We start from the raw sequence: 23,923 nt of genomic DNA on the forward strand, positions 1-23,923 counted from the left end.
GAAAATCAGCTGGCGATGCGAACCTTTCTGGTCCGCGCCTTGTCGTTTTCGGCGGTCGCTGCGCTGACACTTATTCCGGCTTTGACGCCGGTTGTGGCGAGCGACTACGCGACGCCAGCCGTCGCTGGCGGACAAACTAAGACTCGCTTCCTTGCGCTGGGCATTGGGAAATCCGTCGTGATCGATTTGCCGCGTGAGGCCAAGGACGTGCTGGTCGCCGATCCGAAGATTGCAAACGCAGTCATACGTTCCGCGCAGCGCGCCTACATTATCGGCGCCGCGGTCGGTCAGACCAACGTCGTATTCTTCGATGCCGAAGGCCAGCAGATTTTAGCCTATGACATCGCGGTCAAGCGCGATCTCAACGGCGTGCGCGCCGCGCTGAGGCAAATGCTGCCTACGTCGGGAATTCAGGCCGAAGGCATCGGCGACGGCGTCATGCTGACGGGCTCGGTGTCCAGTCCGATCGAGGCCCAGCAGGCGGGCGATGTCGCCGCGCGGCTGGTGGGCGGTGCCGACAAGGTCGTCAACTCCATCGTGGTCCGCAGCCGCGATCAGGTGATGCTGAAGGTCACAGTCGCGGAAGTGCGGCGGGACATCGTCAAACAGATCGGCGTCGATCTCAGTGCCAGCATGAATTACGGCACCGCCGTGGTCAATTTCAACAATAGTAATCCGTTCACTGCAAACAATGCGCCGCTCGTCCCTGACAACCACTTGAGCGCAGCGGCCCTAACCAAGGGTCTCCCCTCGGTCGTCGCTACCCTGCGCGCGATGGAGAGCGCTGGCGTGGTGCGGACGCTGGCAGAGCCGAATCTGACAGCGATCTCCGGCGAGTCGGCGACATTTATCTCGGGCGGTGAGTTTCCAATTCCGACCGGCGTGACCTGCCAAACGACGACAGGGGGCGCGCTCGGCAATTGCGTCCAGACGGTCGCCTTCAAGAAATTCGGCATCTCGCTCAACTTCACGCCGGTGGTACTGACCGAAGGACGGATCAGCCTGCGCGTGATGACCGAAGTGTCGGAAGTCTCGGCCGAAAACGCTTTGACTGGCGGCGCCGGTGGAACGACGATTCCTTCGATCAAGACCCGTCGCGCGGAAACCACGCTGGAAATTCCGTCAGGCGGGTCTTTGGCGATGGCAGGCCTGATCCAGGAGCAAACCAAGCAAGCCGTCAACGGAATGCCCGGCATCGACCGGGTGCCGATTCTTGGGCAGCTTTTCAGGAGCCAGGACTTCGTCAACAACCAGACCGAGCTGATGGTCATCGTGACGCCCTATGTCGTTCGGGCGGTTGCCCAGCAAGAGTTGTCGCGTCCTGATGACGGCTTTGCGCCTGCATCGGATGCCCAATCGACACTGCTGGCCCAGATCAGCCGGATTTACGGCGTTTCCGGCCCCGTCGAACCAGTTGGCAGCTATCAGAGCAACTTTGGCTTTATCACTGACTGAGGCGGAGCGCCCGACCAATGCGGGACGAGGACAGAACGATGATAAACAGAATACCGGTCGATCGCCTTAGGACCCTGCGCTTATTGAGCGCAATAGTTGGCCTTTCAACCGCGCTGGGTGCGTGCACCAGTACGGGTGGAGAAGTCGTGACGGCGAGTGTCCCCAATGATTACCGCCTGCGTCATCCGATCGCGATTCAGGAAGCCGACCGCTCAGTCGTCATTTTCGTCGGTCATGCACGCGGCGGACTGTCCGCTTCACAACGCGCTGACGTCGTTGGACTGGCGCAGACATGGGTTCGCGAAGGCACCGGTGCGATTGTGGTCGATGTGCCGGTCGACACGCCGAATGCACGCGCCGCGGGGGCTACCTTCCGGGAAGTTCAGGCGCTACTTGCCGCGGGCGGCGTACCTCCACGCGGAATTAAGCTGCGTCACTACCGTCCGAATGACCCTCGAACGCTCGCGACGATCAGGCTGAGCTATCCAAGGATTGCGGCGGTTGCCGGACCCTGCGGTCTGTGGCCGGAAGATCTCGGACCTTCGATCGAGAACAAGAACTACTTCGAAAACAAGCCGTATCACAATTTCGGTTGCGCCAACCAGCGCAACCTGGCGGCGATGGTCGACAACCCGTCGGACCTCGTGCAGCCGCGCTCTGAAACCCCCGCCTATACGGCGCGGCGCACGGCCGCTTTCGAGAAGTATCGCAAAGGCGAGTCGACCACGACCACCTATCCCGAAGCGGACCAGGCCAAACTCAGCAGTACAGGCAAATGATCAGTCACGCCCGCCAAAATCCCCAAGAGCAGCCGGACATCGCACCGCCCGCGGACGATTACATCGCTCCGGCACCTCGTGTGTCGGTGCAGGCCTTTTGCGAAACCGCGGAAACCGGAGCCGCCGTGCGATCGGCGGGCGAAGACCGCCGTCTCGGCAAGGCCCATCTCTCGGTGCAAATGGGCGGCGTGGCAGCCGCCATCGAAGCCTATCGCACTGTGCCTACTCCGAACGTGATCATCCTGGAAACCGAAGGCCGCAGCGATATCCTTGCCGGCCTCGATCAGCTCGCAACCGTGTGCGATGCCGGCACCCGCGTCGTCGTGATCGGCAGTGACAACGATGTCGCGCCTTATCGCGAACTGGTGCGTCGTGGCGTCAGCGACTACGTAGTCGGGCCGGTCGACACCCTTGATGTCGTGCGCTCGATTTGCGGCTTGTTCTCTGCGTCGGAAGCAATAACCGTCGGTCGGATCATCGCAATCGTCGGCGCAAAAGGCGGCGTCGGCTCATCCACCGTTGCGCACAATGTAGCCTGGGCGATCGCGCGCGATGTCGCGCTGGATTCCGTCGTCATCGATCTCGACCTCGCGTTCGGTACCGCCGGCCTCGACTACAATCAGGATCCATTGCAGGGAATCGCCAATGCGGTGTTTTCGCCCGATCGGCTCGATACCGCAGTCATGGAACGCTTGCTGGCGAAATGCACGGACCACCTCAGCCTGCTGTCGGCGCCGGCGTCGCTCGAGCGGGTCTACGACTTCGGCGACGACGCCTTCGATTCGATCTTCGATACGTTACGCATGACGACGCCTTGCATCGTGCTGGACGTTCCACACCAATGGTCGGGATGGACCAAGCGCGCTCTGGTCGGGGCGGATGACATTCTGATAGTTGCCGAGCCGGACCTCGCTAATCTACGCAATACCAAGAACATGCTGAATATCTTGAAAGCGTCGCGGCCCAACGACCGGCCGCCGTTGTATTGTCTCAATCAGGTCGGGATGCCGAAGCGCCCGGAAATCACCGCGCGCGAATTCGCCAAGACCATCGAGAGCCAGCCGATCGCGGCTATTCCGTTCGATTCGCGAATGTTCGGCGCAGCTGCCAACAACGGTCAGATGATCGCGGAAATCAACGCCAAACACCGCACCACTGAAATGTTCCTGCAGATCGCGCAACGGTTGACAGGCCGTGGCGAAACCAAAAAGCCGCGGGCTTCGTTCCTCTCGCCTATCATCAAGAAGTTGCGAGCAAAGACCGCCGGCGGTTCGTAAGCCATAAGGGATCGCCGACGACTGAACCCGAAGCCCATTCGTCAAAGGTCAATCAGGGCGCCCGATAGCTGTCGCCGGCATTTTAGCCGCGTCCGCACGCGCATTCCCTTTCCGAGACAATATTCGCCTCAGATAAGCGACATTCGCCGCCGCTTCGTCGGCCGGCCGATCGGCCTTCACAATGCTTTCAGCCTCGGCAAGACGGCCCTGCAGGCCAACCACCAACGCCAAATTCAGACGCACGCGTTGATCAGCATCCGGGCGGCTCTGCGCACGGCGCAAAGTCTCCTCCGCTTTGGCCAGATCTTTTGAAAGAACGTACGACAGACCGAGATTGGACAACACTGAGGGTTCTTCGGGCACAATTTTCAACGCGCTCGCGTAGTATTGCCGCGCTTCGTCGTATCGGCCAAGTTGATCGAGTGCGGTTCCTTGAGCCGAGAGGATCCGCCAATCGGGATCGTCGGGGGTATGGGCGCGGCTGAGGACGTCGAATGCTTGCTGGAAATTGGCATTGTCCGCCAGCGCTCGCCCATAACCAGCAAGAAGCGTTTTGTCACTGGGGTGAGCGATCGTAGCCTGTTCGAGCACCGCGACCGCCTGGGACCGCTGCCCCGCGGCTCGCAGCGCCTTTCCGTATTGTAACGCCGTGACGGCGTCGTTGGGGTTAGCGCGAAAGCGATCGCGATAAAGCTCTACCTCGCGCCGAGGGTCGGCCGCGCCGCTTGCCTCGGTTTTCTCACCCAGCGACCCCGTGATATCCGACGGGCCCGCGGTCTGGCAGCTACTCAGCCCCAACACCAAAATCGCGGACAATGCTGTGGATCCGAGAAGTCTCGCGAAGCGACAGTGCTGGAGCATGTACTTTGACCTTCTGGTCGGGCGACCGACCAGAAAATGCTCGCAGGTTAACCCTAAGTTCCGGTTAAACCGGCGGTATGCCCCCGGTTGCGGTCACGGGCGACCTGAGCGAGATCGTTGGGGCCGGCCTCGCGCTTATGGACCAAGGGCGCTGACCGGCCTCGATGCCTTGACGGGGGCCTTTCGATCTAGTCGATGAATTGAGCGCCCAATTCGCAACCGATCCGCCATGCCAGCCGACATTGGCGCGGGCGACCTGTTGAGAATATGATGGTGAACTCGCGTGGAATGTCGAGATATTCGGCGATTACCTTCACCCCGCCTTCCGACACGTCCGTGATCAAGCAGTCGCGCGGCAACGAGCCGGTCCCGAATTGGATCCTCGCGATACTTCTACATAGACGACGTTCACTTCCACGCCGATTCGCCAACATGTCGATCCTTCACCTTGTTCGATAATGGTTCTTCCGCCATTCCGACCGCTTTTAAAGAAGAATCGTTGGAATCTGCCTAGCAGGACCTGTTGCAATGTATCTTTCTTTTTGAATTCTTTTTATCTAATTCCGCAGACACATCTCGAATTGCCGTGAATCGCTATAAATGCCGCAGTAACCATCCCGCAGCGGATACTTAGTGGTGCGCAACGCTCAGTCGCCCGCTGTCGAGGCCTGGCGTCCGTTGACGATGATGAAATACAGGTTGCGAATGTAGACTACGAGGCCGAATGCCTGGCCGGCGATGAATACAGGGTCCCTGCGATACAGCGCGTAAATCAACAGCAATACGCCGCCGCCAATCGAGAAGAACCAGAACGCCACCGGGATCACGCTCTTGCGCGCGCGCTCCGAGGCGATCCATTGCACCACAAAGCGCATGGTGAAAAACGCCTGCGCCACGAATCCCAGGACGACCCAGCCATCGAACTTGATGACGAAGACATCGTGCAGATAGGTGGCCAGTGCGTTGAAGATTTCAGTCATGGCACGTCACCTCGGTCACAACAGGCGTCGGCTGCTTGCGGCGGATCAGCCACCATACGCCTGCGAGATCCATGATCCCGATCCACAGCCGATCAAAGAACCCATAGTTTGACACGCCGGAACGGCGCGGCCGATCGATCACGTCGACATAGGCGATCTCGTAACCTTCGCGGCGCATCAGCGCCGGCAGAAAGCGATGCAACCCGTCGAAATAGGGCATCATCAGGAATACCTCGCGTCGGAATGCCTTCAGGCCGCAGCCGGTATCGCGGGTGCCATCGCGCAGGATTGCGCTGCGCACGCCGTTGGCAATGCGCGACTGAATCTTCTTAAACCCGGTGTCCTTGCGTCCGACCCTTTGCCCGGCGGCAAGACCGACGCGGTCGCCGCCTTTCTCGATCGTCGAAATCAAATCCGGCAGGAATGCCGGATTGTTTTGCCCGTCGCCGTCGAGCGTCGCCACGATCGTGCCGCGCGCGGCGCGAACCCCGCTGCGCACCGCCGCCGACTGACCTGACGATGTCGCGTGGCGGATCTGACGCAGATTTGCGCGCTGCTTCATAACAGCTGCAAGCCGCTCCGCGGTCGCATCGGTTGAGCCGTCATTGACGTAGATGATTTCATAAGCCCATCGGCCGTCGAGGGCAGCAACGATCTCGGCGATCAGCGGACTTACGTTCTCGGCTTCGTTGCGCACGGGAACGACGATAGAAACGGCCACAGCGGCTGTGTCAGAGGAAGGCAATTCGACACTCATGGTTTGAGTAGGCCTGCGCCCGGAACCGCCGTGCCAGTGCTTTGCGGCGTCCGCTTCTTATGGGGCGAACGCCTCGCGGGCAACCCTTTTGAAACGGCCCAGCGAGGGTCCGGTCAGCGGCACAATTGCGCCGTCGCGGCGGATGGCGAAGCCCAGACGGCGTGCCGCGAACCAGTATCGAACGGCCATTGCGCCGATCACACCGATCAATGCGCCCGCGACCACGTCGCTGGGATGATGGGCCAGCAACACGAGGCGGCTGAGCGCGATCAGAACAGCATATACTGCCATCGCAATCCGGGCCCGAGGCCAAATCGCTGATACCGCGAAAGCCAAGGCGAAGCTCGTGATCGCATGACCCGAAGGGAAGCTGGCATAGGCTTCGCTCCCATCGAAATGCGCGAACTTGAACGCGTTGGCTTCACCGCCGACAAAAGGCCGGCCGCGTCCCACCATCCATTTGAGGACTTCGCCAGTGAGGACCGGCACCAGCACGGCAAAAAACAGAAATTGCAGCCGTGTGCCCAGGCCAAGCAGCAGGGATCGCGAGGCTCCGTGCAAACGTGGAGAAGCAAGCGCAACGACGAACAGCATCGCCGCCAACAGCCACAGCACGTAGGCGGATTTCCCGAAGTCGGTGAGGATGCGAACCGGCCAGAGGCTCGCCGTGCCGCGCGGCGGCATCAGGCCGATCTCTCGCACATCCAGCATGTACATCATCGCGATGATGACGACGCCAATGCCTGCGGTGGCGAGCCATACGTGGCGTGCCGCTCTCCGTGCCGCCTCCGCGCGCTGCGAGTGCGATGGCGGCCGCACGAGTTGCGTCACCGACAGCACCACCAGGGTGAAAAACCGTGAGAGATAGTTCGATTGTACGCCGGTTCCGCTCTGAGAGGACATCTTACTCCGTTCCCTCGGAGCGGAAGATCGCAATCGAAATCGCTTTGCCCTGCGAAATATTATAGCCGTCGATGCGGGTGGCGACGTTGTAACGCAGCCCGATGGCCTCGGCGCGCTGGGCAAAACTACGTTCGGAGCGGGACTCCACGAGCGCGAACCTGCAACTGCCTTGGCCCAAAAAGTCCGCGGCACCCGATCCGTCGGTCAGCAGCGTCGAGGTGCCGGTCATGAACACGAGACTCGGCTCGTGAAACCCCGCTGCGGCGGCTTTCGGTCCGACGCAGACGACGTTGCGCAGCGCGCGCGCTATCTCGGCGCTCGGGAATAACCGGGTCAGCGCCGGCAACACGACGCCATAGATGGCCGCGGCCAAAAACATCGCGGCGACCACCGCGTTCAGCAGCGAGCGTTCGGCGCGATTGTCGTCGTAAAGCCACCACGCGAACAGTCCGAAAATGAGCGACGCGGCCACGAAGGGCCACGCCAGAAACACCGGCTGACGCGTCAGCGTAATCGCGCCGATGACGGCGATGATTGAAGCCAGAGCCGGGATGACAAACCACCAGGCTGCGCCACGCATCAGCCAGGATCGCGACAACACGCGGCGCTCGAGCGCGCCGACCGTCAGGATCGCGATCGCCGGATAGAGCGGCAGCACATAATGCGGCAGCTTGGTCAGCACCATCTCGAAGACGATCCAGGAAGGAACCAGCCACGCCAGCAGGTACTGCGCGCCGGGCTCCCGCCTCGCGCGCCACACCGCCGGCGCCGCCATTCCCGCCAGCGGCGCCCCGGGCCAGAATGTCACCCAGAACAGCAGCAGATAAAGCCCAGGCGGCGCGCCGTGGGATTCCTGCGCGCCCAGCTTGCTCAACATGTCGCCGCCGATCGAATCCGCGAAGAATGTATCGCCGGCACGCCAGAAGATCGCGACAAACCAGGGCAGCACCAGCACCAGTAGCCACATCAGGCCCCATACCGGACGCAGACGCCACAGCCACGTTGCGGACCGATCGAGGATCGCGAGTGTGCCGATCGTCAGCGCCACGAACATCAGGATCAAGGGTCCCTTGAGCAGGATGCCGCCGGCCAGCGCCGTCCAGAAAATCGCGGGCCATGTCCATGGCGGATGCACGGGATCTTCGCCCCGCTGCCAGGACAGATATACCCGCGCCAGCGCGCCCATCGCCGCGACGACCGTGAGCAACAACATCGCATCGGTCTTGGCGAGCCGAGCTTCAGCGCCGAGCAACACCGAACTGCACAGGATGAGCGCGGCGAGTATCGCGCCGCGCCGCGTCACGAACGCCAGCGCCGTCCAGTAGGTCAGCAGCACCGCGCCGATCGCACCGATCAGGGACGGAACGCGATAGAGCCAAATGCGCACTTGCGCCCGCGGCAAGCCCAACGCGGAGGCGGTTTCGACCGCGGCTGCCTGCAGCCAGTACACCCCTACCGGTTTCTTGTAGCGCACCTCGTCCTGGAAACGGATGTCGACGAAATCGCCGGTCTCGACCATTTGTTTGGTCGCCTGCGCGAACCGCGCCTCGTCGCGGTCGATCGGCGGGATGTTGAAAAAACCCGGCAGGAACAACAACAGACCGCAGAGGGTCAGGAACGCGACCGCCCGGAAATGGCTGCTCGTGACGAAATCGAGCACTCCGGCGAGCCTGCTACCCGGATTTGCCCGGTTTTTCGGCTCGCGCGGTGCTCCAAATCGGGGGCTGGCATAGGTCTCGACCATCGGTTCCGCATACGCCGAAACCGCTATCAGGACAACCGGTTAGGGAACTTCTATTGAATTCTGATGACAACTGTGTCCGCGGCGCCCATGGCGTCGATCACGGTCAATCTGGCAAAGCCCGGGCCGGGCGGATCGATCAGGCGCTGGCGCCGACCATCGATTTCACCCACCGACACGCCATTTACCAGCATGGTCATCGGCAGCACGCCGCCAGCAACCTTGACCGGCATCGCGGAGAATTCCGTGCCGCCGGAGCGGTCCACGTCAATCCGCGAACCGTTCAATGGGAACTGGATGCGCGGTGCCTGCTCACTTCCAGGCCGGACCAGGTCGCCCACAGGACGAAATCGCCGCAGAGGCAGCGGAAGTTTGGCATTGCTCGCGACCAGTGCCCCCTTTGGCGGCTTCGGCAGGGCTGCGGGGAGTTTTCCGGTCCGGGCAAAGGCATCGAACAGAATGGGCGCCGCGGCGGTACGGCCGACCAGACCGGGCACAGGTGCGCCGTCGGGACGTCCGACCCAGACCCCGATAGTCATGCGGCCGTCAAAGCCGACCGACCAGGCATCGCGATAGCCGTAGCTGGTGCCGGTCTTGAACGCGATACGGTTGTGCGCGGCGTTCTCAGGCGGCGGCGTGCCAATCAGCACGTTGCCGACCTGCCACGCTGCGACCTGGTCGAGCAGCCGCAGCGTATCGCCCTGGTCGTCTTTCGCGATCTCGCGCAGCGTCCGCGTGTTTCCGAGCCGCGCCAGCCCGGAATAAAGCTGCACCAGATCCTGCAGCGTGACGCCGACACCGCCGAGACCCATCGCAAGGCCCGGCGCCTCATCCTTCGGCAGCACCAGATTGGCTCCCGCCTGCTTCAACCGCGACGACAACCGACTGGCGCCGACGCGATCGAGCAGCGCGATCGCCGGTACGTTCAGCGACAGTTGCAGTGCCTTGCGCACCGGGACCGTTCCCTGAAACGTCATATCGAAATTTTCCGGCGCGTAGCTGCCGAACCGGATCGGCCGGTCGTCGATCAGGCTTTCCGGATGAACGAAGCCGTCTTCGAACGCGAGACCATAGATGAACGGTTTCAGCGTCGATCCCGGCGAGCGCACAGCGCGGGTCATATCGACCTGCCCTGCTCGCCGGTCGTCGAAATAATCAGGCGACCCAATCCGCGCCAGCACGTCGCCGCTTTCACTATCCACCGCGATGATGCCGACGGAAATATTTGGGCCCAATGCGGCCGCGCGGTCGCGCGCCAGCGCTTCCAGATTTCTCTGCAAACCGGAATCCAGCGTCAGCTTGAGGACGGTTGCATCTTTCACGATGGCCATCGCCTGATCGGCGGAATGCGGCGCCAGAATGGGCATCGGCTTGCGCAGCTTTGACACCGGCACGGCTTTCGCGTGAGCGGCGTCTTCCTCCGGCACGCGTCCGTCTTCAGCCATGCGGTCGAGAACGCGGTCGCGCGCCAGACGTGCGACATTGGGGTAACGATCGAGCCTGCGGGTTTCTGGCGACTGCGGCAAAGCCACCAGCAGCGTCGATTCCGCGAGCGACAATCGTTTCGGCTCCTTGCCGAAATAGGCGATTGAGGCTGCACGAATGCCCTCGAGATTGCCGCCGAACGGTGCCAGCGCCAGATACAGATCGAGAATCTGTTCCTTGTTCAGCTGCCGCTCGATTTGCAGCGCCCGGACCATCTGCCGCAGCTTGGCATAAACCGAGCGCTCGCGACGCGGCTCCATCAACCGCGCCAGCTGCATCGTGATGGTGGAGCCGCCGGAAACGATGTGGCCACGCGTGATCAGCTGAAACGCGGCGCGGCCCAAGGCCAGAAGATCGACCCCGGCATGGGAATAGAAGCGTCGGTCTTCGTAATTCAGCAGCAGCTTGAGGTAGGTCGGATCGACATCGGTTTTGGCATCGACCGGCAGCCGCCAGCGGCCATCGGCCATGGCGTAAGCGCGCAACAGCTTGCCATTGCGGTCGACGATGGTGATGGAGACCTTTCTGGCCTGAGCCAGCGGCAGCGGCCCGAGTGAGACGACCCACGCCACAAAGACACTCATCAGGATCGAGCCAAGAGCGGCGGTGACCGCCGCTACCGGCTTGATCCTTCGCCGACGCCGCTCTCGATGCGTCTCCGGCGCTATGGGTGTCGAAGTGCTCATTTCGCCGCACGCACCTCGACTGAACCGGTGCCGGTGCGGCCGTAGCGTGAGGGGTTGTACATGTCCTCGACATAGGCCTGCGGCAGCACGTACTTGCCCGGAGACACCGCACGCACGACATAGGCCACCGTAAAGACCGCCTGGTCATCGGCCGCGCGGTCGATTGCCGCCGTGAAACGGTCGTCGCGGAATTCGGTATTTTCCGGCTCTTCGCCATCCTCGATCCAGTCCAGCGTGCCGGTATCGCCTGACGAGACCAGATGCGGATTATCGATCTCGAGGCCGGCCGGGAGATAATCCGACACCATGATGTGACCGTATTCCGGCTTGGCCTCGGTGATCTTCAAAACGACGGCGAAGCGATCGTTCTGCTTGGCCTTCGACACATCGGCGGGCTTGCCGTCGAGTGTGAAGTAATTGCGCTCGATCTTGAATCCGTTCGACGCCGCCGGCTCCGGCGTGATCGGCGCGCCGCTGACCGAGACCACCGCCTGCACCGTCGCATCGCCGGTGTTGGTGATCTTGATCGGCTTGCCGGCCATCTCGGCGGCCTTGTAGCTGCGATAGAGCGCCGTCTTGACCGGCGCGCCATCGAGATCGAGCGTCAGCGTTTCCTTCGACAGCGCGCGCGAGGCCAGCACCAGCCAGGCATTCTCCTGGGTCGACGTATACGGCGTCAGCCCGCGTGCCACCTCCACGCGCGCGACCGCCTGCGTCAGCGTCGCCCTCGGTGCGTTGCCTTCGCTCGCAAGCGAAACCAATGCTGCGGCATCGCGGAGCGCCGAACCGTAGTCGACGCGTCCGAACTGCAGCACCGGTTGCGGCGCGAGGCTTTCGAGTGCGGCGGCATAGACCCGCTCTGCCCTGGTCTTGTCGCCGACCAGCGCCAGCGCCGCCGCCAATTGCGATTTTGCAATCGGCGTCGCCAGATTGCTCAGTTTGGTGTCGGCGAGATAGCGCAGATCGCCGATCGGCGCCGCGCCGTTGCGGGCGAGAACGTAAAGGCCATAAGCGAGAACGCGCCCACCGTCCTTTTCAGGCTCGTTTGCGTTGACGACGGAGTTGCGGATGCGATCGAGCGCGCTCTTGAACGAGACATCCGGCACCGCAAATCCCTTTTCGCGGGCGCGGGTCAGGAAGTCCGTCACATAGGCATCAAGCCAGGCGTCCTCACCGCCGGCCGACCACAGTCCGAACGACCCGTTCGAACCTTGCCGCGCCAAGAGCCGGTCGATGGCATCCTTGATGCGCTGGTCGATCTCAGTGTCCATTGCCAGATGCGCGCCGGCCGCCAGATCGTTGACATAGAGCAGCGGCATGGCGCGGCTCGTGATCTGTTCCGAACAGCCATGGGGATAGCGGTCCAGCGCCTTCAGGATGGTCGCGGCATCGAGTGCCGTGGAGAGGCTGACGGATAGCGAGACGCCGCCGGTGCCCTGGACCAGGTCCGAGAACATGTCGGAGGTCAGGGTCAGGCTTTCGCCCTTAGCCAGCGTGCGGATCGCGCGGCGCGCGAGGATCTGCGTCGCCGCCTTGACGTCGAGCGCATAGTGCCGCGCCAGCGTCAGCCCGTTCGGTCCCCTGATATCGACGTCGAGCTGGGCGGTTCCGGCGCCGCCGGCATCGAGCCCCAGCGACATCGAGGTCCGCTGCTTGGCCGCGAGCTTCACCGTGGTCGCGGGATTGCCAGTGACCTTCACCGGCCCCGATGTCTTGACGTCGATAGTGTAGTCGCCCGGCGCGCCCTCGACGTTGTCGAGATCGAGGCTCAGGGTGCCGTGGTCGCCATTGAGCAGGAAGCGCGGCAGCGTCGCCGTCAGGACCACAGGATCACGCACCGTGACGTCGGTCGTGGCTCGCCCAAGTTTGGTGGCGGTCCACGCCACCGCCATCACCCGTGCGGTGCCGGCGAACTCCGGAAGGTCGAAGCTGATTTCGGCCGAGCCGTCGGCGCCGACCGTGACAATCCCGGAATACAGCGCCAGGGGCTTTTGCGTCGGCGGACTGCCCTGCAGCTCCGCGCCGGCGGAATCGCCCCCGGTCTTGAGCTGGCCGCGGGTGCCCTGCATGCCGTCGATCAACTGCCCGTAGAGATCGCGGATTTCCGACGTCATGCGGCGCTGGCCGAGATAGTAGTCGTCCGGCGCCGGCGGCTTGTAACTGGTCAGGTTGAGGATACCGACGTCGACCGCGGCGACGACGATCTTCGCGTCCTCGCCCGGGTTGAGGCCGCCGAGCTTGACCGGCAGTTTCAGCGTGGTGTTGGGACGCACCAAAGCCGGCGGCGAAAGATTGACCTGGAGCGTGCGGGTCTTCTTGTCGATGCCGAACCATTTCAACCCAATCGCCCGTCCCGGCATCCGAAGTGCGGCGGCATCGAGCGGGCGGCGCAGCGTCGCCACGACATAGGCGCCGGTGCCCCAATCCTTGCCCACGGGAATCTTGACCTGCGCCGTGCCTTCCTTGACGTCGGTAGTCTGCGTCGTGAGCAGCCGATCGCCCAGCACATTGATGGTCAATTTGCCGGCCGAGCGCGCATTGACCGACACCACCATGATATCACCGGATTGATATTCCGGTTTGTCGATCGAGGTTTCCAGAAGGTCCGGCGTATCGGCGCTGCCGTCGGAATACCAGCCGACATCGAATTGCACCGACGTCAGCGGCCCGTCGGCCTCGACCGATTTAACGTCGAGGCGATAGCGACCGGGCTGCGGCGAAAGGGTGATCCGCGACGGCTTGTCCGCAGCAATGCCGAGATCGCCATCCGCGACGCGCGAGGTCGATTTGACTGGCTCGTATTCCCAGAACGAACTCTGGCGATACCATTGGTAGCGGGATTCGATCTTCAACAGCTCGTATCGCAGTCCATCGCGCGCCAGCTGCTTGCCGTCGGGGGCGACGAACACAACGTCGAAACCGGCTTTGTCGCCTTCCGCGACACTCTTGTCGCCGAACAGAGGCTTAACGCCGATCATGGCCGCCACTGGGGCGACCGGCAGTACCAGCTTGCGCTCGACCGCGCGGCCGCCGGCTTCCGCCATGCGGATAAAGATCTGGGCTTCCTGCGGACGGGTCGATGACGGCGGCTTTGGAAGGCTTACCGGAAAAGTCGCGACGCCGTTGGCGTCAGCCTCGGGCAGATTTTCGATCGGCGTGCGCTCGTTGCTAGCGGTCTCTTCGTCGGCGACGCCGAACCGATAGCCGGGGAAGCCCGGCCGGCTCGAGGCCGGGGCGACCAGCAGGTCACCCTCCAACTGCAGCCCCGAAGCAGGCGCGCCATAAAGAAAATGGCCGTCGACCTTAAGTTCTGTGGGAGATTCAGCTTTGATCTGCTTGTCTTTGCTGGACAAATCGAATTCGATGCGCTCGGGGACGTAATCCTCGACCATGAAAGTGGTTTCGCCAACTGACGAGCCCTTCGGATCGGTGAAGGCCCGCACCCGCCAGGTCCCGGTCGGGACGGCCGAATTGAGCGGCAATGTCATGCTGCGACCGCCCGCACCTTGGTCCGCCAACACAGCCCGGCGAAATTCGACGCCGTCGGGCCGCTCGACTACCAGCGTCAGCGGCCCGCCGGTCACGGCATTGCCCTGGCCGTCGCGCAGCAGCGCGGTGAGATACACGGTCTCGCTGGACCGATAGACCCCACGTTCGGCATAGACGAAGGCATCGGCGCCTGCGGGCACGGCCCTCCCCGAAACGCCGCGGTCGGAGAGGTCGAAGGCGTTGGATTTGAGGCTGAGGAACGCGTAGTCGGTTTTTTCGCCGGTCACGGTCAACATTGCCGGCGACAGACCGCGCTCGCCGAGCGCGAGCCCCGCCTCGAACAGCACGTGACCGGAATCGTCGGTTTTCCGGGTTGCCAGAATCTCGTTGTTGCGCGCGACCAGACGCACCTCGGCTTTCGCGACCGCACCCGTCGACGCCAGCGAATTGACAAAAATGTGGATGCCGTCGTTGCCCGAAAATGCCGTAAGGCCGAGATCGGAAACGATGAACCATTGCGTCGCCAGCGACGAGTCGTCGTTGCTGCCCGGGCCTTTGGCCGCAGCCGTCATGACGTAGACGCCCGGCTGCAGATCGCCGAGCGCCTGGTCGACCGGAAATGCCGTGGTGACGTCCTGATTGAGCGTGGTCGCGGTCGCGAGTTCGCCCGACCAGACCTTCACACCCCGCTCGTCGCCGAGGTCGGAAAGCTCATATTTGCTCAGCGCCCGCTGAAAGTCGCTGCCGATCACCGTATTGATCAGGTTGCGATCGCCGATCCTGAACACGTCAACCGTTACCGCAGGGGTGTTGACGCTGACCAGGGGGATGCCCCGCTGGCCAGTCCGTGGCAGCACATAGGCGCGCCCGGTAAAGCGCACGAACGGCTTGCGGTCCCGCACATAGATATTGAATTCAGCCGATTTGGGCAGGGTTTCCTTGACAGTGGACGGCAGCCCGGCGCGCAGATTGATGTTGTAGCGCTCGCCGTGCTTCAGGCCGTCGACGCAGAGTTGTTTGGCTTCCGACGACAGCGCCGGCTTGTCGCTGCCCGCCAGCGCCAAAAATGGCGCAAAGTCGGTGCGTTTGGCGAGGTCCTCGGAGAACTGGAAACAGGCCCGCGGCGACGCCGAGTCGGAGTCCACCGTGTAATCCAGCAGCCGGAAACCATGCTCGTCGCGCATCTTTTCGTATGGCCCGCGCACCTCGGCGACTTCACGCAGATCGAGCGACAGCCGCAGCGTGTCCAGCGCCGGGCGCCACAGCTTTCGCTCCGACATCGCGCGTCCGAGCACGGCGAGCGCGTCGGCCTCTTCCCCGGTATTGCCGGCGCGCTGATAGGCGATGTAGGCAGCGGTTGAGGCGCGTTCCAGGAGCAAGGTCTGCTCGCTGCTGTTCTTCGGCCCGATCTGGAAGATGACGCGGGCCAACCGCAGCCAATTGCCGCTATCCTCCGGGGCGACGGCTGCAATTTGCCCGAGGATTTGCAGGCCGGTCCGGAAGTCGCTGCGCTTGAAGGCGGCATCGGCGTCGGTCCGCAAGGTCGCCCCCGACTTCGCGACCGGCCCGGCTTCGCTCTTGATCTGGGCTTCCAGCTTGAGCGCCGAATCGGCCAGATCGTCGCGCTTGAACGCCTTGTCCGCCGCCTGCGCCGTGACGAGGCCAAGCGCCAGCGTTGCGCAAAGCGTTGCGGCGCGAACCAAACCAATCATGATGGAACTCCCTGCGCGGACGAAGGCCGCGTGATGAACAGAGGTGCGCTGGAAGGTGACGGGCTCATGGCGATGGAACAAGGCGGCAAAAAAGTCGCATACGACATGGCCAAAGCGAACCCCTCGCTGCGCCGGCCGTCGGCGGCGCGGCGGAGCAATACGTTGAGGGTGGACTGACGCAGCGGTCCACCGCTTAGGCTTTGTCGCTCGGTCCATGAAAACGGTTCGGAACGGGCTTGGCGGGAAAGCGGATTTTTCATATTGGGAGTGCTATGAATGCCCGACGGTCCCATAGCTCAACTGGATAGAGTAACGGATTTCTACTCCGTGGGTTGCAGGTTCGAATCCTGCTGGGATCGCCAATGATATCAACGAGATGATTGTTTCGGCGGGTCGTTTTTGGTGTTGCGTTCTGTAATGTAAAAAGCCCTGCCCTTTGATCTCAGGCTTTCCCGTCTAGTCCCGCTCAGTCCACGCAACACGGCGTTTCGTTATTTGTTCTGGTTTGTGGTGTTCGAACGGGGAGCGATCGAAAGCAGGAAAGGCGGCCCGACGCACGACGTTGCCGGACGACATACGTCGGGCCTTGAGCCTGAGAACCCAACTATTTCGGTACTCAAACGCGAAGGCTTAAAGCCGATGCGCGCTTGGCCGTCTGTTCACTTTGCGACATTGAAAACAGGATATCCGTCGCAAGTAGAAAAAAACCCGCCGGCGTGAACCGGCAGGGCCTGAGGTGAAAACCCCAGAAGGCGCCGCGAGCACCGCTCAATCGAGTCCGGCGCTTCGAAGCTAGGTCCTGCGATGCCTCCAAGGCGGAACGCTAGGAGGCGGAATTGAGGCTCTTGTTGTGCTTCCGCTTCTTCGCTTCCTGATTGATGGCCTTGACGGCGGGCATGAAGGATTCGCGAATAGTAGGCGAACGAACCATTGCTGCTGCGTCGTTTCGCTTCGTCAAAGTCCCGCAAGACTGAAAAAAGCTATCGTTCACGAAATGCTCTGGCAACCTGGTCGAGCAACGGCTTAGTAAGATAGGAGCCCACGGTCCGGTCCCCCGTTTTGATAAACGCCTCAACCGGCATGCCGGGTACCAGCTTGACGTCGCCCAGCCGACTGACTTCCGCCGGCTCGATTGCAATTCTCGCCGTGTAGTACGTGATGCCGGTGCGCTGCTCGGTGGTCACGTCGGCAGACACGCGACTGACGGTGCCGTTGATTTCGGGTGTGGTGCGCTGGCTGAATGCAGAAAAACGAAGCGACGCGACCTGGCCGACGCGCACCTGATCGATGTCCTGCGGAGCCACCTTTGCCTCCACCGTCAGGCGATCGGCCGCCGGGACGATCAGCATCAACTGCTCACCCGCGCTGATCACACCGCCGACCGTATGGACGTTCATCTCATGCACGGTACCTGAAATCGGGGCGCGGATATCGGTCCGCCGCAGTTGATCTTCGGCAGCCACCTTCCGCTCAGTGTACTCATTTACCTTTCCGTCGATCTCACGCAGCTCGCGGCCAACCTCGCTCGCAAGCTCGGCTCGATCATCGCATCCGCTTGCACCTGGATGGTGACAATAGCCGAGGTCTGACCGGCTGGGATCGTGCCGTTGAAGGCGAACGGCACAGACGCCGGTCCGCTGAAATCGGCGGCGTCGGCAGCAGCCGATGAAACCTGACCGCTGAAGCTGACATCACCGGTGGTGCCACCCGCACGCTCGACCGTGAACGTGAAACTGGTTGTTCCGGCATTGCCTTCCGCCTGGGAAATCGAGACAGAGCCGGCCGCGAAAGCGACGGTCTGGGGTTGCGCGTCAGGCGTGACGACATCCACCGTCAGATTGTCAATGCCGACCTCGTCGCGGTTGCCGCTGCCCGTCGAATTCGGATGCGTGAAGCGCAGAAAAAGGAAGCCCTGGTCGGCCACATTGAGACCGGTCAGATTGATCACTTCATTCTGAAGGCTGAAGGCCGAGCCGGCGACAGCAGTCGTTGGGGTTGAAAAATTTGCCAACGTGACTGGCGTGAAGGTCAGTCCGTCTGTGGAAAAAGAAAGTTGAAGATTGTCGGCACGATCGCCGCTGTTGCGGAATGCCCAGTCGAAGTTGATCGCAAAGCTGTTCGCAGCCGTGCCGGAGGTGTTCTGAATGCGCGCTTCGATGAAGCCGTTGTTGTCAAGCTCAGCCCCGGTTGGCTGGAGCATGAGCGCGCGATTGGAGGTAGGCGAGTAGACGCCTGCAGTCGTTGGATCGTTTGCAGCGATATCACCGCGCGAGAAATCATTGTTCGCATTGTCGCCACCGGCAGAAAAACCATAGGCAGGGTTTGGGTTATCGCTCAGTCCCGCCACACGCCAGATGTCTGAATCAAGTTGGCCAGCGACTGGATTCGGATTGAAGCCATCCGCAGTGAAGTTAGCAAAGTTCTCCGAGAAGATGCGAGTCGTGGCCATTGATAAATCTCCATTGCGAAATAGACAAAAGCAAACCGCAGCGGCACGAAGGGCTCGTGCAGCATTTGAAATTGGGGGGACGCGTGTGAGGTTGTGTGTGGCGTCAACGAGCGGAGTATAAACAGCCGTTAGTTACAACGCGGTGACGGTTTATTAACCATTGCCCGTCGGGACGCCGCGAGGGTGGAACGAAGCTGTCGGTCGCGGCGTGCGAAGCCTTGAATCGGGACGCACTCTTTAGCTTCAGTATGACGGCTTCAGGCGCGACGCTGAGGTTTCGCGTCGCCCGCCCGCCGAATGCCATTGCGGTGGTCGAACGGCATCGGGCTGTGTTCGTAGGTCAGACATCCTCAACTGCCGGCCCGACCGAGCATCAGGATGATTCTACGTCGCACGATTTTATTGGGAGCCATCCCGGCTGCGGCAGAAAGACCGGCCGGCGTGACCCGCCGGAGCGACTTCGCTCCTAGATCAAGGCCCCGCCCCTATTTCGGCAAGCCAACGGCTGAATTCTATGCTCCAGCCCGCCACGGTCCCACGATTTGCAATATTAGGCGTAAACCGCTGAATATGTCGCTATGACTGTCGCCTCCCTGAAAACCTTCGCCTCCCTGAGCAGGAGTATCCGTCGCCTTTACGAGGGCGCTACGCCGAGCGGCGTCGGTTTCCGCTATGCCCTGCTGGCGTTCGATATGGTCACAGTGCTGTTCATCATCGCGACGTCGTTCCTGCCCTCCAGCGAGATAATTGAAACGCTCGACGTCTTGTTCGGTATCGCGATACTTGCCGATTTCTCAGCACGACTGCTCGTCAGCCGGCATCGGCTGCGCGATTTCACCCGCTTCTCAACGTGGACTGACATAGTCGCGATCGTTTCATTTTTGGCGCCCCTCGCGGGAGAGGCCGGCGGCTTTCTCCGTATCCTGCGAACGTTGCGGCTGCTGCGCGACTATCAAATGCTGGTGCGGCTGCGCGTCGATAGCCCGTTCTTTCGGCGCAATGAAGAAGTCATCTTTGCCGTCACCAACCTTGCTGTGTTCATCTTCGTAATGACCGCGATCGTTTACGAAACCCAGAAGTTTCGCAACGATCAGATCACGAACTATGCGGACGCGCTGTATTTCACCGTCACGGCGCTGACGACAACCGGCTTTGGCGACATCACCCTGCCAGGCACGGTCGGCCGCCTGATCTCGGTCGTCATCATGATTTTTGGCGTGACCCTGTTCTTCAATCTCGCCCGCGCGCTGTTGAGCCCGAACAAGGTGCGGTTTCCTTGCCCGACCTGCGGCCTGCAGCGCCACGACAGCGATGCCGTGCATTGCAAGGCGTGCGGCACGGTCCTGAATATTCCCGACGAAGGCGTGACATAGCTGAACCGTACCACCGATACGGTCGCTACGGCCGTCTGACGCCGTTGGTCTGACGTGCGCGCAGTCGGTTCGCGCGCTGAGTAGCCACCATGGCCCAGATGGAACAAATCCTGCGGCCTAAAGGGCCGATCGCGAGGCAATCGGCCCTTTTGCCAGGCTTACTTCGCAGCTTGGATCGGTTTCCACTGCCATTGCCCTTGGGATTGGTACGGGGCTTGGGTTGTGGTTTCGGCCGGGGCTTGGTTCATCGTGCCGCCGTACGCGGCATGGTTCATCGTGCCCGCGTGCATCGCCCTGGATAGATGCATCGCACATGCACCGCTCTTGCCGCCGAGCATGGCCTCCTAGGCCTGCGCGATCTCTTTTTGTGCCGCGATCTTGCCGGCGCCATTGGGCATGGCTTCGGTCGCGGCTTCGGTCTTCTCTAGGTTTTCACCGCTGCAGCCTGCCATTTTCGCGGCGGAGGCTGGGACGACGGCGTAGGCAACGGCAGCCATTGCGGCTGCGCCGAGTAGTTTCTTAAGCATGTTTCTTCCCTTTTTTTGAACAGATCCAGTGTCATTGCTGAATGCTGCAAGGGCATTGATCGCCGATCCACGAGACGTTTCGAATGAAATTCGTGCGATCCAAATGTGATGAGCGCGCGATGCAAAGCCTTATGCAAGAAGATGCATTTTCATTACGGGTTCGTAACGAACTTCTCGCGGCGGCGATGTGAGCGTGCTGATGTTGATTTGAATTCGACGGTTGCGCCTGACGCGATGTCGCATTCGTTCGGCGCCGCGGCATCCTTGTCGCGACATCGTTTGTCGACATCGGCTCTACATCTGTTGTTCTCGCGCCTACAATCGCAACGCTTTTCCCGAGGCTGAAATAGTGCCGTGGCGGAGCGCGCCCAGTTTGGCTGCGTATCAGCAGCGGGAGACCGGCCAGTGAAAATGACCCCAGCAAGCGCCATGATGCACTAGGCGCAGACCCGGCCGACGAGCACGGCGCTTGCCTTTCATGACGAGGTTTGGACTTACGACGCCTCGCGCTGGGAATGGCGGCGCGCGGAGTTGGACCGAGCGATCGCGTCGTCTTTCACATGATGAACCAGCCGCTAAGCCTTCGACGTCGCCACGGCGCTTAACGTTACAATCGTAACTCAACAAGCCCGTATCGAAATCGCTTCATAATTTTTCCAGCCGTAGCGTAGGTCTTTCTAGCACTGCCGTGCCGCGGGTGACAGCGGACCTTATTCTGCTCGATATTTCCGGGGAAGAACTATGCTTGATCTATTCGGGCTGGCGATGCTGATCATCATCGCCGCACTGCTCGCCTGGTCGGGCCTTCGCGCCTGGCGGACAAGCAACCCTTTCATAAAGTGGGGCGGCGGTGGGCTGGCAGCTTTTTTTTCGACTGCCACCGCTTTAATCAGCGTGATCGCAATCGTCGGGCTGTTCAAGGTGCATGCCCGCAGCGCCCCGGCACCAGATTTGAAAGTGGCTGGCACCCCAAAACAAATTCAACGCGGTAAAGCAATCTCCGACGGCTTTTGCAGCGCCTGCCACTCAAAGACCGGCACGCTCACGGGCGGCCTCGACCTCGGCGAGCACTTTCCCATGCCTGTCGGCTCGTTCGTGTCCTCCAACCTTACCCCCGCCGGGCAATTGAATAGCTGGTCGGATGGCGACATCTTTCGGGCGATTCGCAACAGTGTTGACCGGGACGGGCGCTGGCTAGTCATGATGTCCTATACCAATGCCGGAAAACTGAGCGATGACGATATACGGTCCGTAACCGCCTATATCCGCAGTCTGCCGGCGGCCGGAAAGCCGACCGGGAATCCACCGGATCGTCTCAACTTGCTGGGAATCGTGATGCTAGGCGTCGGCATGCTGCCGGAGGGGAAACCGGTATCGACCGGCATCGTCAAGGCACCGTTGGCGGGTCCCACGTTGCAGTATGGCGAATACATCCTGTCGTATCAGGACTGCCGCGCCTGCCACGGTGCCAATCTGACCGGCGGCGCGCCAGGGCAGTTGGGGCCGCTCGGGCCAGACCTCAATCTCGTAAAGGGGTGGAAGCTTGAGGATTTCGTCGCAACCATGCGCACCGGCGTCGATCCCAATGGCCATGAACTTGGCAAGGACATGCCGTGGCGGCCAATTGGAAGAATGAGCGATGAAGAACTCCGTGCGGTCTATGAGTATTTGACGCACCTGCCGGGTTGAACAAGACGCCGCTTAGGAATGCGGCGGTTCAGCTCAGATAACCGCCGTCGACGGTGAACGCCGCGCCGACCCTGCACCGGCCGGGCTCTTCCAATATCACGATTGCGCGCGTCTCCGAGATTTGACAAGTGCGGTCCATGGAAAAATCTGATTTGGAAGTCTTCACGTTGAACTTCGGACGAAACCCCAAGAGTGGTGGTGATGATGCATCCGAATGCTGATTTGCTCGGCACAGCTGAGCTGAATTACGAGCAGTGGAGAAATCTGCTGCCGATCGAAGACCTCGCCCAAGTCATTACCCAAGCCCGCTTTGGGCAGACTCACCCGGACATAATGCGTTTAGCCCTCGCGAAACTCGCACGCAAGACATAGCTCGCTCCTCTGGCTGCCGGCCAATGCTCAGCGTTCGCGGAAGGCGCGATTCATCTGATCGGTGAATGGTTTCACCAGATAGGAGGCCACCGTTCTTTCCTGGGTCGAAACAAACACCTCTGCTGGCATGCCTGGCACCAACTTCATTCCATTTAGTTGAACAATGGCGTCCTCGGTCGGGAGCAGATTGACGTATGCGATGTAATACTCCTGGCCGTTCGTTGGATCGCGCGTCGAGGCAGGTGAAACCATGACGACACTGCCCTTCATCTCCGGCGTCGTGGTTCGGTTAAACGCGGTGAGACGGACCCGAGCGGGCTGCCCTTCCCTTACCTGGTCGATGTCGGCCGGGGAAATCTTGATCTCGAATTTGAGTTCTGCATTTTGTGGAACGATTGTAGCGATCTTCGCCGCCGGCGTTATGACCCCGCCGACCGTGTGCACGAACAGCTCGTTTACGTAGCCCGAAACGGGGGATCGAATTTCGGTGCGGGACAGACGGTCCTCGATCGCCAATTTGCGTTCACTCAGTTCGGAAATGCGGGCGTCTACAGTCCGCAGGTCGCGTTGCGCCTCGGTGCTGGCGTTCTGATCAACAGCGATGATCTGCACTCTGATCTCGCTGGCGCGGACTTTCGCGCGGGCGATGCTGGCCGAGATCTCGCCGCGCTCCCCCAATATCCTCGCCCAATCCCGGTGCGCCGAATAGACCCGCGTGTACTCGACGATCTTCTTCTCGAACAGAAGTTCCAGCTTGTCGCGCTCGGCGCCAACCAGTTTGATTTCCTCCTCCTTGGCGGCGAGCCGCGCCTCCATTCCCTTAATCTCTTCCTGGGTCTGATTGATGCTAAGCTCCAGCTGCTCTTTCTGGCTGTCCCTGCCCAATTTATTACCCGCAAACAGGCGGCTTTCTCCGTGGATCACCATGTTCGCAGCGCTCGATGTCCGCCCGAGGTCGAACGGGAATTCGATCGAGGAAAGATTGTCTCGTTCCGCCACCAGCCGCGCCTGGCGGCCCAAGGCTTCGCCAAGCTGCGAGCGCACGATAAGAAGCTCTGCCTTGATCTGGATGTCGTCCAGAGTCGCCAGAACCTGGCCTTCCTTGACAAGATCGCCCTGCCGAATCGCGAGAGTCTTCACGATGCCACCATCTCTGTGCTGGACCTCCTTGAGGTTCTGGTCGACTCTCACGATACCGGAGGCGACGACAGCGCCTTCAAGCTTCGCGATAGCCGCCCATCCACCGCAGCCGACCACCAACAGAACCACAAGCGCCAGACCACCCAGCACCCGTGGCCACAGCCGGAAAAACCGTTCCGAAGAGTGAGCGCTGGCGGAGGGCGAGCCGTCGGAGGTAAAATCTTTCGAACCGTAATGTTTCATGGCCT

17 protein-coding genes, 1 tRNA gene and 1 pseudogene are annotated in these 23,923 nt (G+C 61.5%); 7 read left to right on the plus strand and 12 right to left on the minus strand.

Translation table 11 applies throughout. From position 1 onward, the window contains the following. Nucleotides 1-15: 15 nt before the first annotated feature. From N554_RS0106800 to N554_RS0106810, 3 genes are read left to right on the plus strand one after another with little or no spacing between them, the layout of a single operon-like run. A complete protein-coding gene (locus N554_RS0106800; protein ID WP_081851159.1) occupies nucleotides 16-1,455 on the plus strand; it encodes a type II and III secretion system protein family protein in 1,440 nt (479 codons plus the stop codon). 38 nt (nucleotides 1,456-1,493) lie between these two features. Further along, nucleotides 1,494-2,234 carry a CpaD family pilus assembly protein gene (locus N554_RS0106805; RefSeq protein WP_029582785.1) on the plus strand — a complete coding sequence of 247 codons (741 nt, stop codon included), beginning with the start codon at nucleotides 1,494-1,496 and terminating at the stop codon, nucleotides 2,232-2,234. After that, a complete protein-coding gene (locus N554_RS0106810) occupies nucleotides 2,231-3,511 on the plus strand; it encodes an AAA family ATPase (RefSeq protein ID WP_029582786.1) in 1,281 nt (426 codons plus the stop codon). The genes N554_RS0106805 and N554_RS0106810 overlap by 4 nt, the downstream gene beginning before the upstream one ends. Before the next feature lie 48 nt (nucleotides 3,512-3,559). Here the strand turns inward: N554_RS0106810 and N554_RS0106815 are convergent, their stop codons facing one another. From N554_RS0106815 to N554_RS0106850, 8 genes are all read right to left on the minus strand, one after another. Then, nucleotides 3,560-4,372, minus strand: a complete 813-nt coding sequence (locus tag N554_RS0106815) for a tetratricopeptide repeat protein (RefSeq protein ID WP_029582787.1) — start codon at nucleotides 4,370-4,372, stop codon at nucleotides 3,560-3,562. A 188-nt stretch (nucleotides 4,373-4,560) separates the two neighbouring features. Then, nucleotides 4,561-4,806 carry a hypothetical protein gene (locus N554_RS42895; protein WP_029582788.1) on the minus strand — a complete coding sequence of 82 codons (246 nt, stop codon included), beginning with the start codon at nucleotides 4,804-4,806 and terminating at the stop codon, nucleotides 4,561-4,563. 213 nt (nucleotides 4,807-5,019) lie between these two features. Then, nucleotides 5,020-5,352 carry a lipid-A-disaccharide synthase N-terminal domain-containing protein gene (locus N554_RS0106825; RefSeq protein ID WP_029582789.1) on the minus strand — a complete coding sequence of 111 codons (333 nt, stop codon included), beginning with the start codon at nucleotides 5,350-5,352 and terminating at the stop codon, nucleotides 5,020-5,022. Next, on the minus strand, nucleotides 5,345-6,109 hold the full coding sequence (locus tag N554_RS0106830; protein WP_029582790.1) for a glycosyltransferase family 2 protein: 765 nt from the start codon (nucleotides 6,107-6,109) through the stop codon (nucleotides 5,345-5,347). Before N554_RS0106830 ends, N554_RS0106825 begins: the two co-directional genes overlap by 8 nt. 57 nt (nucleotides 6,110-6,166) lie before the next feature. After that, on the minus strand, nucleotides 6,167-7,012 hold the full coding sequence (locus N554_RS0106835) for a phosphatase PAP2 family protein (RefSeq protein WP_029582791.1): 846 nt from the start codon (nucleotides 7,010-7,012) through the stop codon (nucleotides 6,167-6,169). Between the two features lies 1 nt (nucleotide 7,013). Next, complete coding sequence (locus N554_RS0106840; RefSeq protein WP_029582792.1) at nucleotides 7,014-8,756, minus strand: ArnT family glycosyltransferase; 1,743 nt, start codon at nucleotides 8,754-8,756, stop codon at nucleotides 7,014-7,016. 50 nt (nucleotides 8,757-8,806) lie between these two features. Further along, nucleotides 8,807-10,924 (minus strand): penicillin-binding protein 1C, encoded by a 2,118-nt coding sequence (gene pbpC / locus N554_RS0106845; protein WP_051677359.1) that lies wholly within the window; start codon nucleotides 10,922-10,924, stop codon nucleotides 8,807-8,809. After that, the gene (locus N554_RS0106850) at nucleotides 10,921-16,125 is read right to left on the minus strand and encodes an alpha-2-macroglobulin family protein (RefSeq protein ID WP_029582794.1); all 5,205 of its coding nucleotides are present in this window, start codon (nucleotides 16,123-16,125) and stop codon (nucleotides 10,921-10,923) included. Before N554_RS0106850 ends, pbpC begins: the two co-directional genes overlap by 4 nt. A gap of 285 nt (nucleotides 16,126-16,410) precedes the next feature. On the opposite strand from N554_RS0106850, the gene N554_RS0106860 reads away from it, so the two are divergent. After that, nucleotides 16,411-16,487 (plus strand) — tRNA-Arg (locus N554_RS0106860). A gap of 618 nt (nucleotides 16,488-17,105) precedes the next feature. Here N554_RS0106860 and N554_RS0106870 read toward each other — a convergent pair. Further along, nucleotides 17,106-17,660 (minus strand): annotated as a pseudogene (locus N554_RS0106870) (HlyD family type I secretion periplasmic adaptor subunit); the annotation flags it as partial. After that, on the minus strand, nucleotides 17,609-18,574 hold the full coding sequence (locus N554_RS41805; RefSeq protein WP_029582796.1) for a hypothetical protein: 966 nt from the start codon (nucleotides 18,572-18,574) through the stop codon (nucleotides 17,609-17,611). The pseudogene N554_RS0106870 and the gene N554_RS41805, both read right to left, overlap by 52 nt. Before the next feature lie 578 nt (nucleotides 18,575-19,152). On the opposite strand from N554_RS41805, the gene N554_RS0106880 reads away from it, so the two are divergent. Next, nucleotides 19,153-19,947: a potassium channel family protein gene (locus tag N554_RS0106880; protein WP_029582797.1), complete on the plus strand. Its 795-nt coding sequence runs from the start codon at nucleotides 19,153-19,155 to the stop codon at nucleotides 19,945-19,947. Nucleotides 19,948-20,291: 344 nt separating this feature from the next. Here the strand turns inward: N554_RS0106880 and N554_RS35510 are convergent, their stop codons facing one another. Next, complete coding sequence (locus tag N554_RS35510; RefSeq protein ID WP_371259464.1) at nucleotides 20,292-20,474, minus strand: hypothetical protein; 183 nt, start codon at nucleotides 20,472-20,474, stop codon at nucleotides 20,292-20,294. A gap of 765 nt (nucleotides 20,475-21,239) precedes the next feature. On the opposite strand from N554_RS35510, the gene N554_RS0106890 reads away from it, so the two are divergent. Next, on the plus strand, nucleotides 21,240-22,163 hold the full coding sequence (locus N554_RS0106890) for a c-type cytochrome (protein WP_245283541.1): 924 nt from the start codon (nucleotides 21,240-21,242) through the stop codon (nucleotides 22,161-22,163). Nucleotides 22,164-22,355: 192 nt separating this feature from the next. Then, nucleotides 22,356-22,535 carry a hypothetical protein gene (locus tag N554_RS39665; RefSeq protein ID WP_156041825.1) on the plus strand — a complete coding sequence of 60 codons (180 nt, stop codon included), beginning with the start codon at nucleotides 22,356-22,358 and terminating at the stop codon, nucleotides 22,533-22,535. Between the two features lie 27 nt (nucleotides 22,536-22,562). Here N554_RS39665 and N554_RS0106905 read toward each other — a convergent pair whose 3' ends face one another. Next, nucleotides 22,563-23,918, minus strand: coding sequence for an HlyD family type I secretion periplasmic adaptor subunit (locus N554_RS0106905; protein ID WP_029582799.1), 1,356 nt, complete (start codon nucleotides 23,916-23,918; stop codon nucleotides 22,563-22,565). Nucleotides 23,919-23,923 lie beyond the last annotated feature (5 nt).

Source organism: Bradyrhizobium sp. URHD0069, from assembly GCF_000701345.1.
Taxonomy (GTDB): domain Bacteria; phylum Pseudomonadota; class Alphaproteobacteria; order Rhizobiales; family Xanthobacteraceae; genus Bradyrhizobium.

Coding starts and splice junctions, on each gene's coding strand:
- N554_RS0106890 (WP_245283541.1), top strand. CDS start 21,240: ATGCTGATCATCATCGCCGCACTGCTCGCCTGGTCGGGCCTTCGCGCC.
- N554_RS0106880 (WP_029582797.1), top strand. CDS start 19,153: ATGACTGTCGCCTCCCTGAAAACCTTCGCCTCCCTGAGCAGGAGTATC.
- N554_RS41805 (WP_029582796.1), bottom strand. CDS start 18,574: ATGGCCACGACTCGCATCTTCTCGGAGAACTTTGCTAACTTCACTGCG.
- N554_RS0106825 (WP_029582789.1), bottom strand. CDS start 5,352: ATGACTGAAATCTTCAACGCACTGGCCACCTATCTGCACGATGTCTTC.
- N554_RS0106815 (WP_029582787.1), bottom strand. CDS start 4,372: ATGCTCCAGCACTGTCGCTTCGCGAGACTTCTCGGATCCACAGCATTG.
- N554_RS0106835 (WP_029582791.1), bottom strand. CDS start 7,012: ATGTCCTCTCAGAGCGGAACCGGCGTACAATCGAACTATCTCTCACGG.
- N554_RS0106905 (WP_029582799.1), bottom strand. CDS start 23,918: ATGAAACATTACGGTTCGAAAGATTTTACCTCCGACGGCTCGCCCTCC.
- pbpC (WP_051677359.1), bottom strand. CDS start 10,924: ATGAGCACTTCGACACCCATAGCGCCGGAGACGCATCGAGAGCGGCGT.
- N554_RS42895 (WP_029582788.1), bottom strand. CDS start 4,806: ATGTTGGCGAATCGGCGTGGAAGTGAACGTCGTCTATGTAGAAGTATC.
- N554_RS0106800 (WP_081851159.1), top strand. CDS start 16: ATGCGAACCTTTCTGGTCCGCGCCTTGTCGTTTTCGGCGGTCGCTGCG.
- N554_RS0106840 (WP_029582792.1), bottom strand. CDS start 8,756: ATGGTCGAGACCTATGCCAGCCCCCGATTTGGAGCACCGCGCGAGCCG.
- N554_RS0106850 (WP_029582794.1), bottom strand. CDS start 16,125: ATGATTGGTTTGGTTCGCGCCGCAACGCTTTGCGCAACGCTGGCGCTT.
- N554_RS0106805 (WP_029582785.1), top strand. CDS start 1,494: ATGATAAACAGAATACCGGTCGATCGCCTTAGGACCCTGCGCTTATTG.
- N554_RS0106830 (WP_029582790.1), bottom strand. CDS start 6,109: ATGAGTGTCGAATTGCCTTCCTCTGACACAGCCGCTGTGGCCGTTTCT.
- N554_RS35510 (WP_371259464.1), bottom strand. CDS start 20,474: ATGCTTAAGAAACTACTCGGCGCAGCCGCAATGGCTGCCGTTGCCTAC.
- N554_RS0106810 (WP_029582786.1), top strand. CDS start 2,231: ATGATCAGTCACGCCCGCCAAAATCCCCAAGAGCAGCCGGACATCGCA.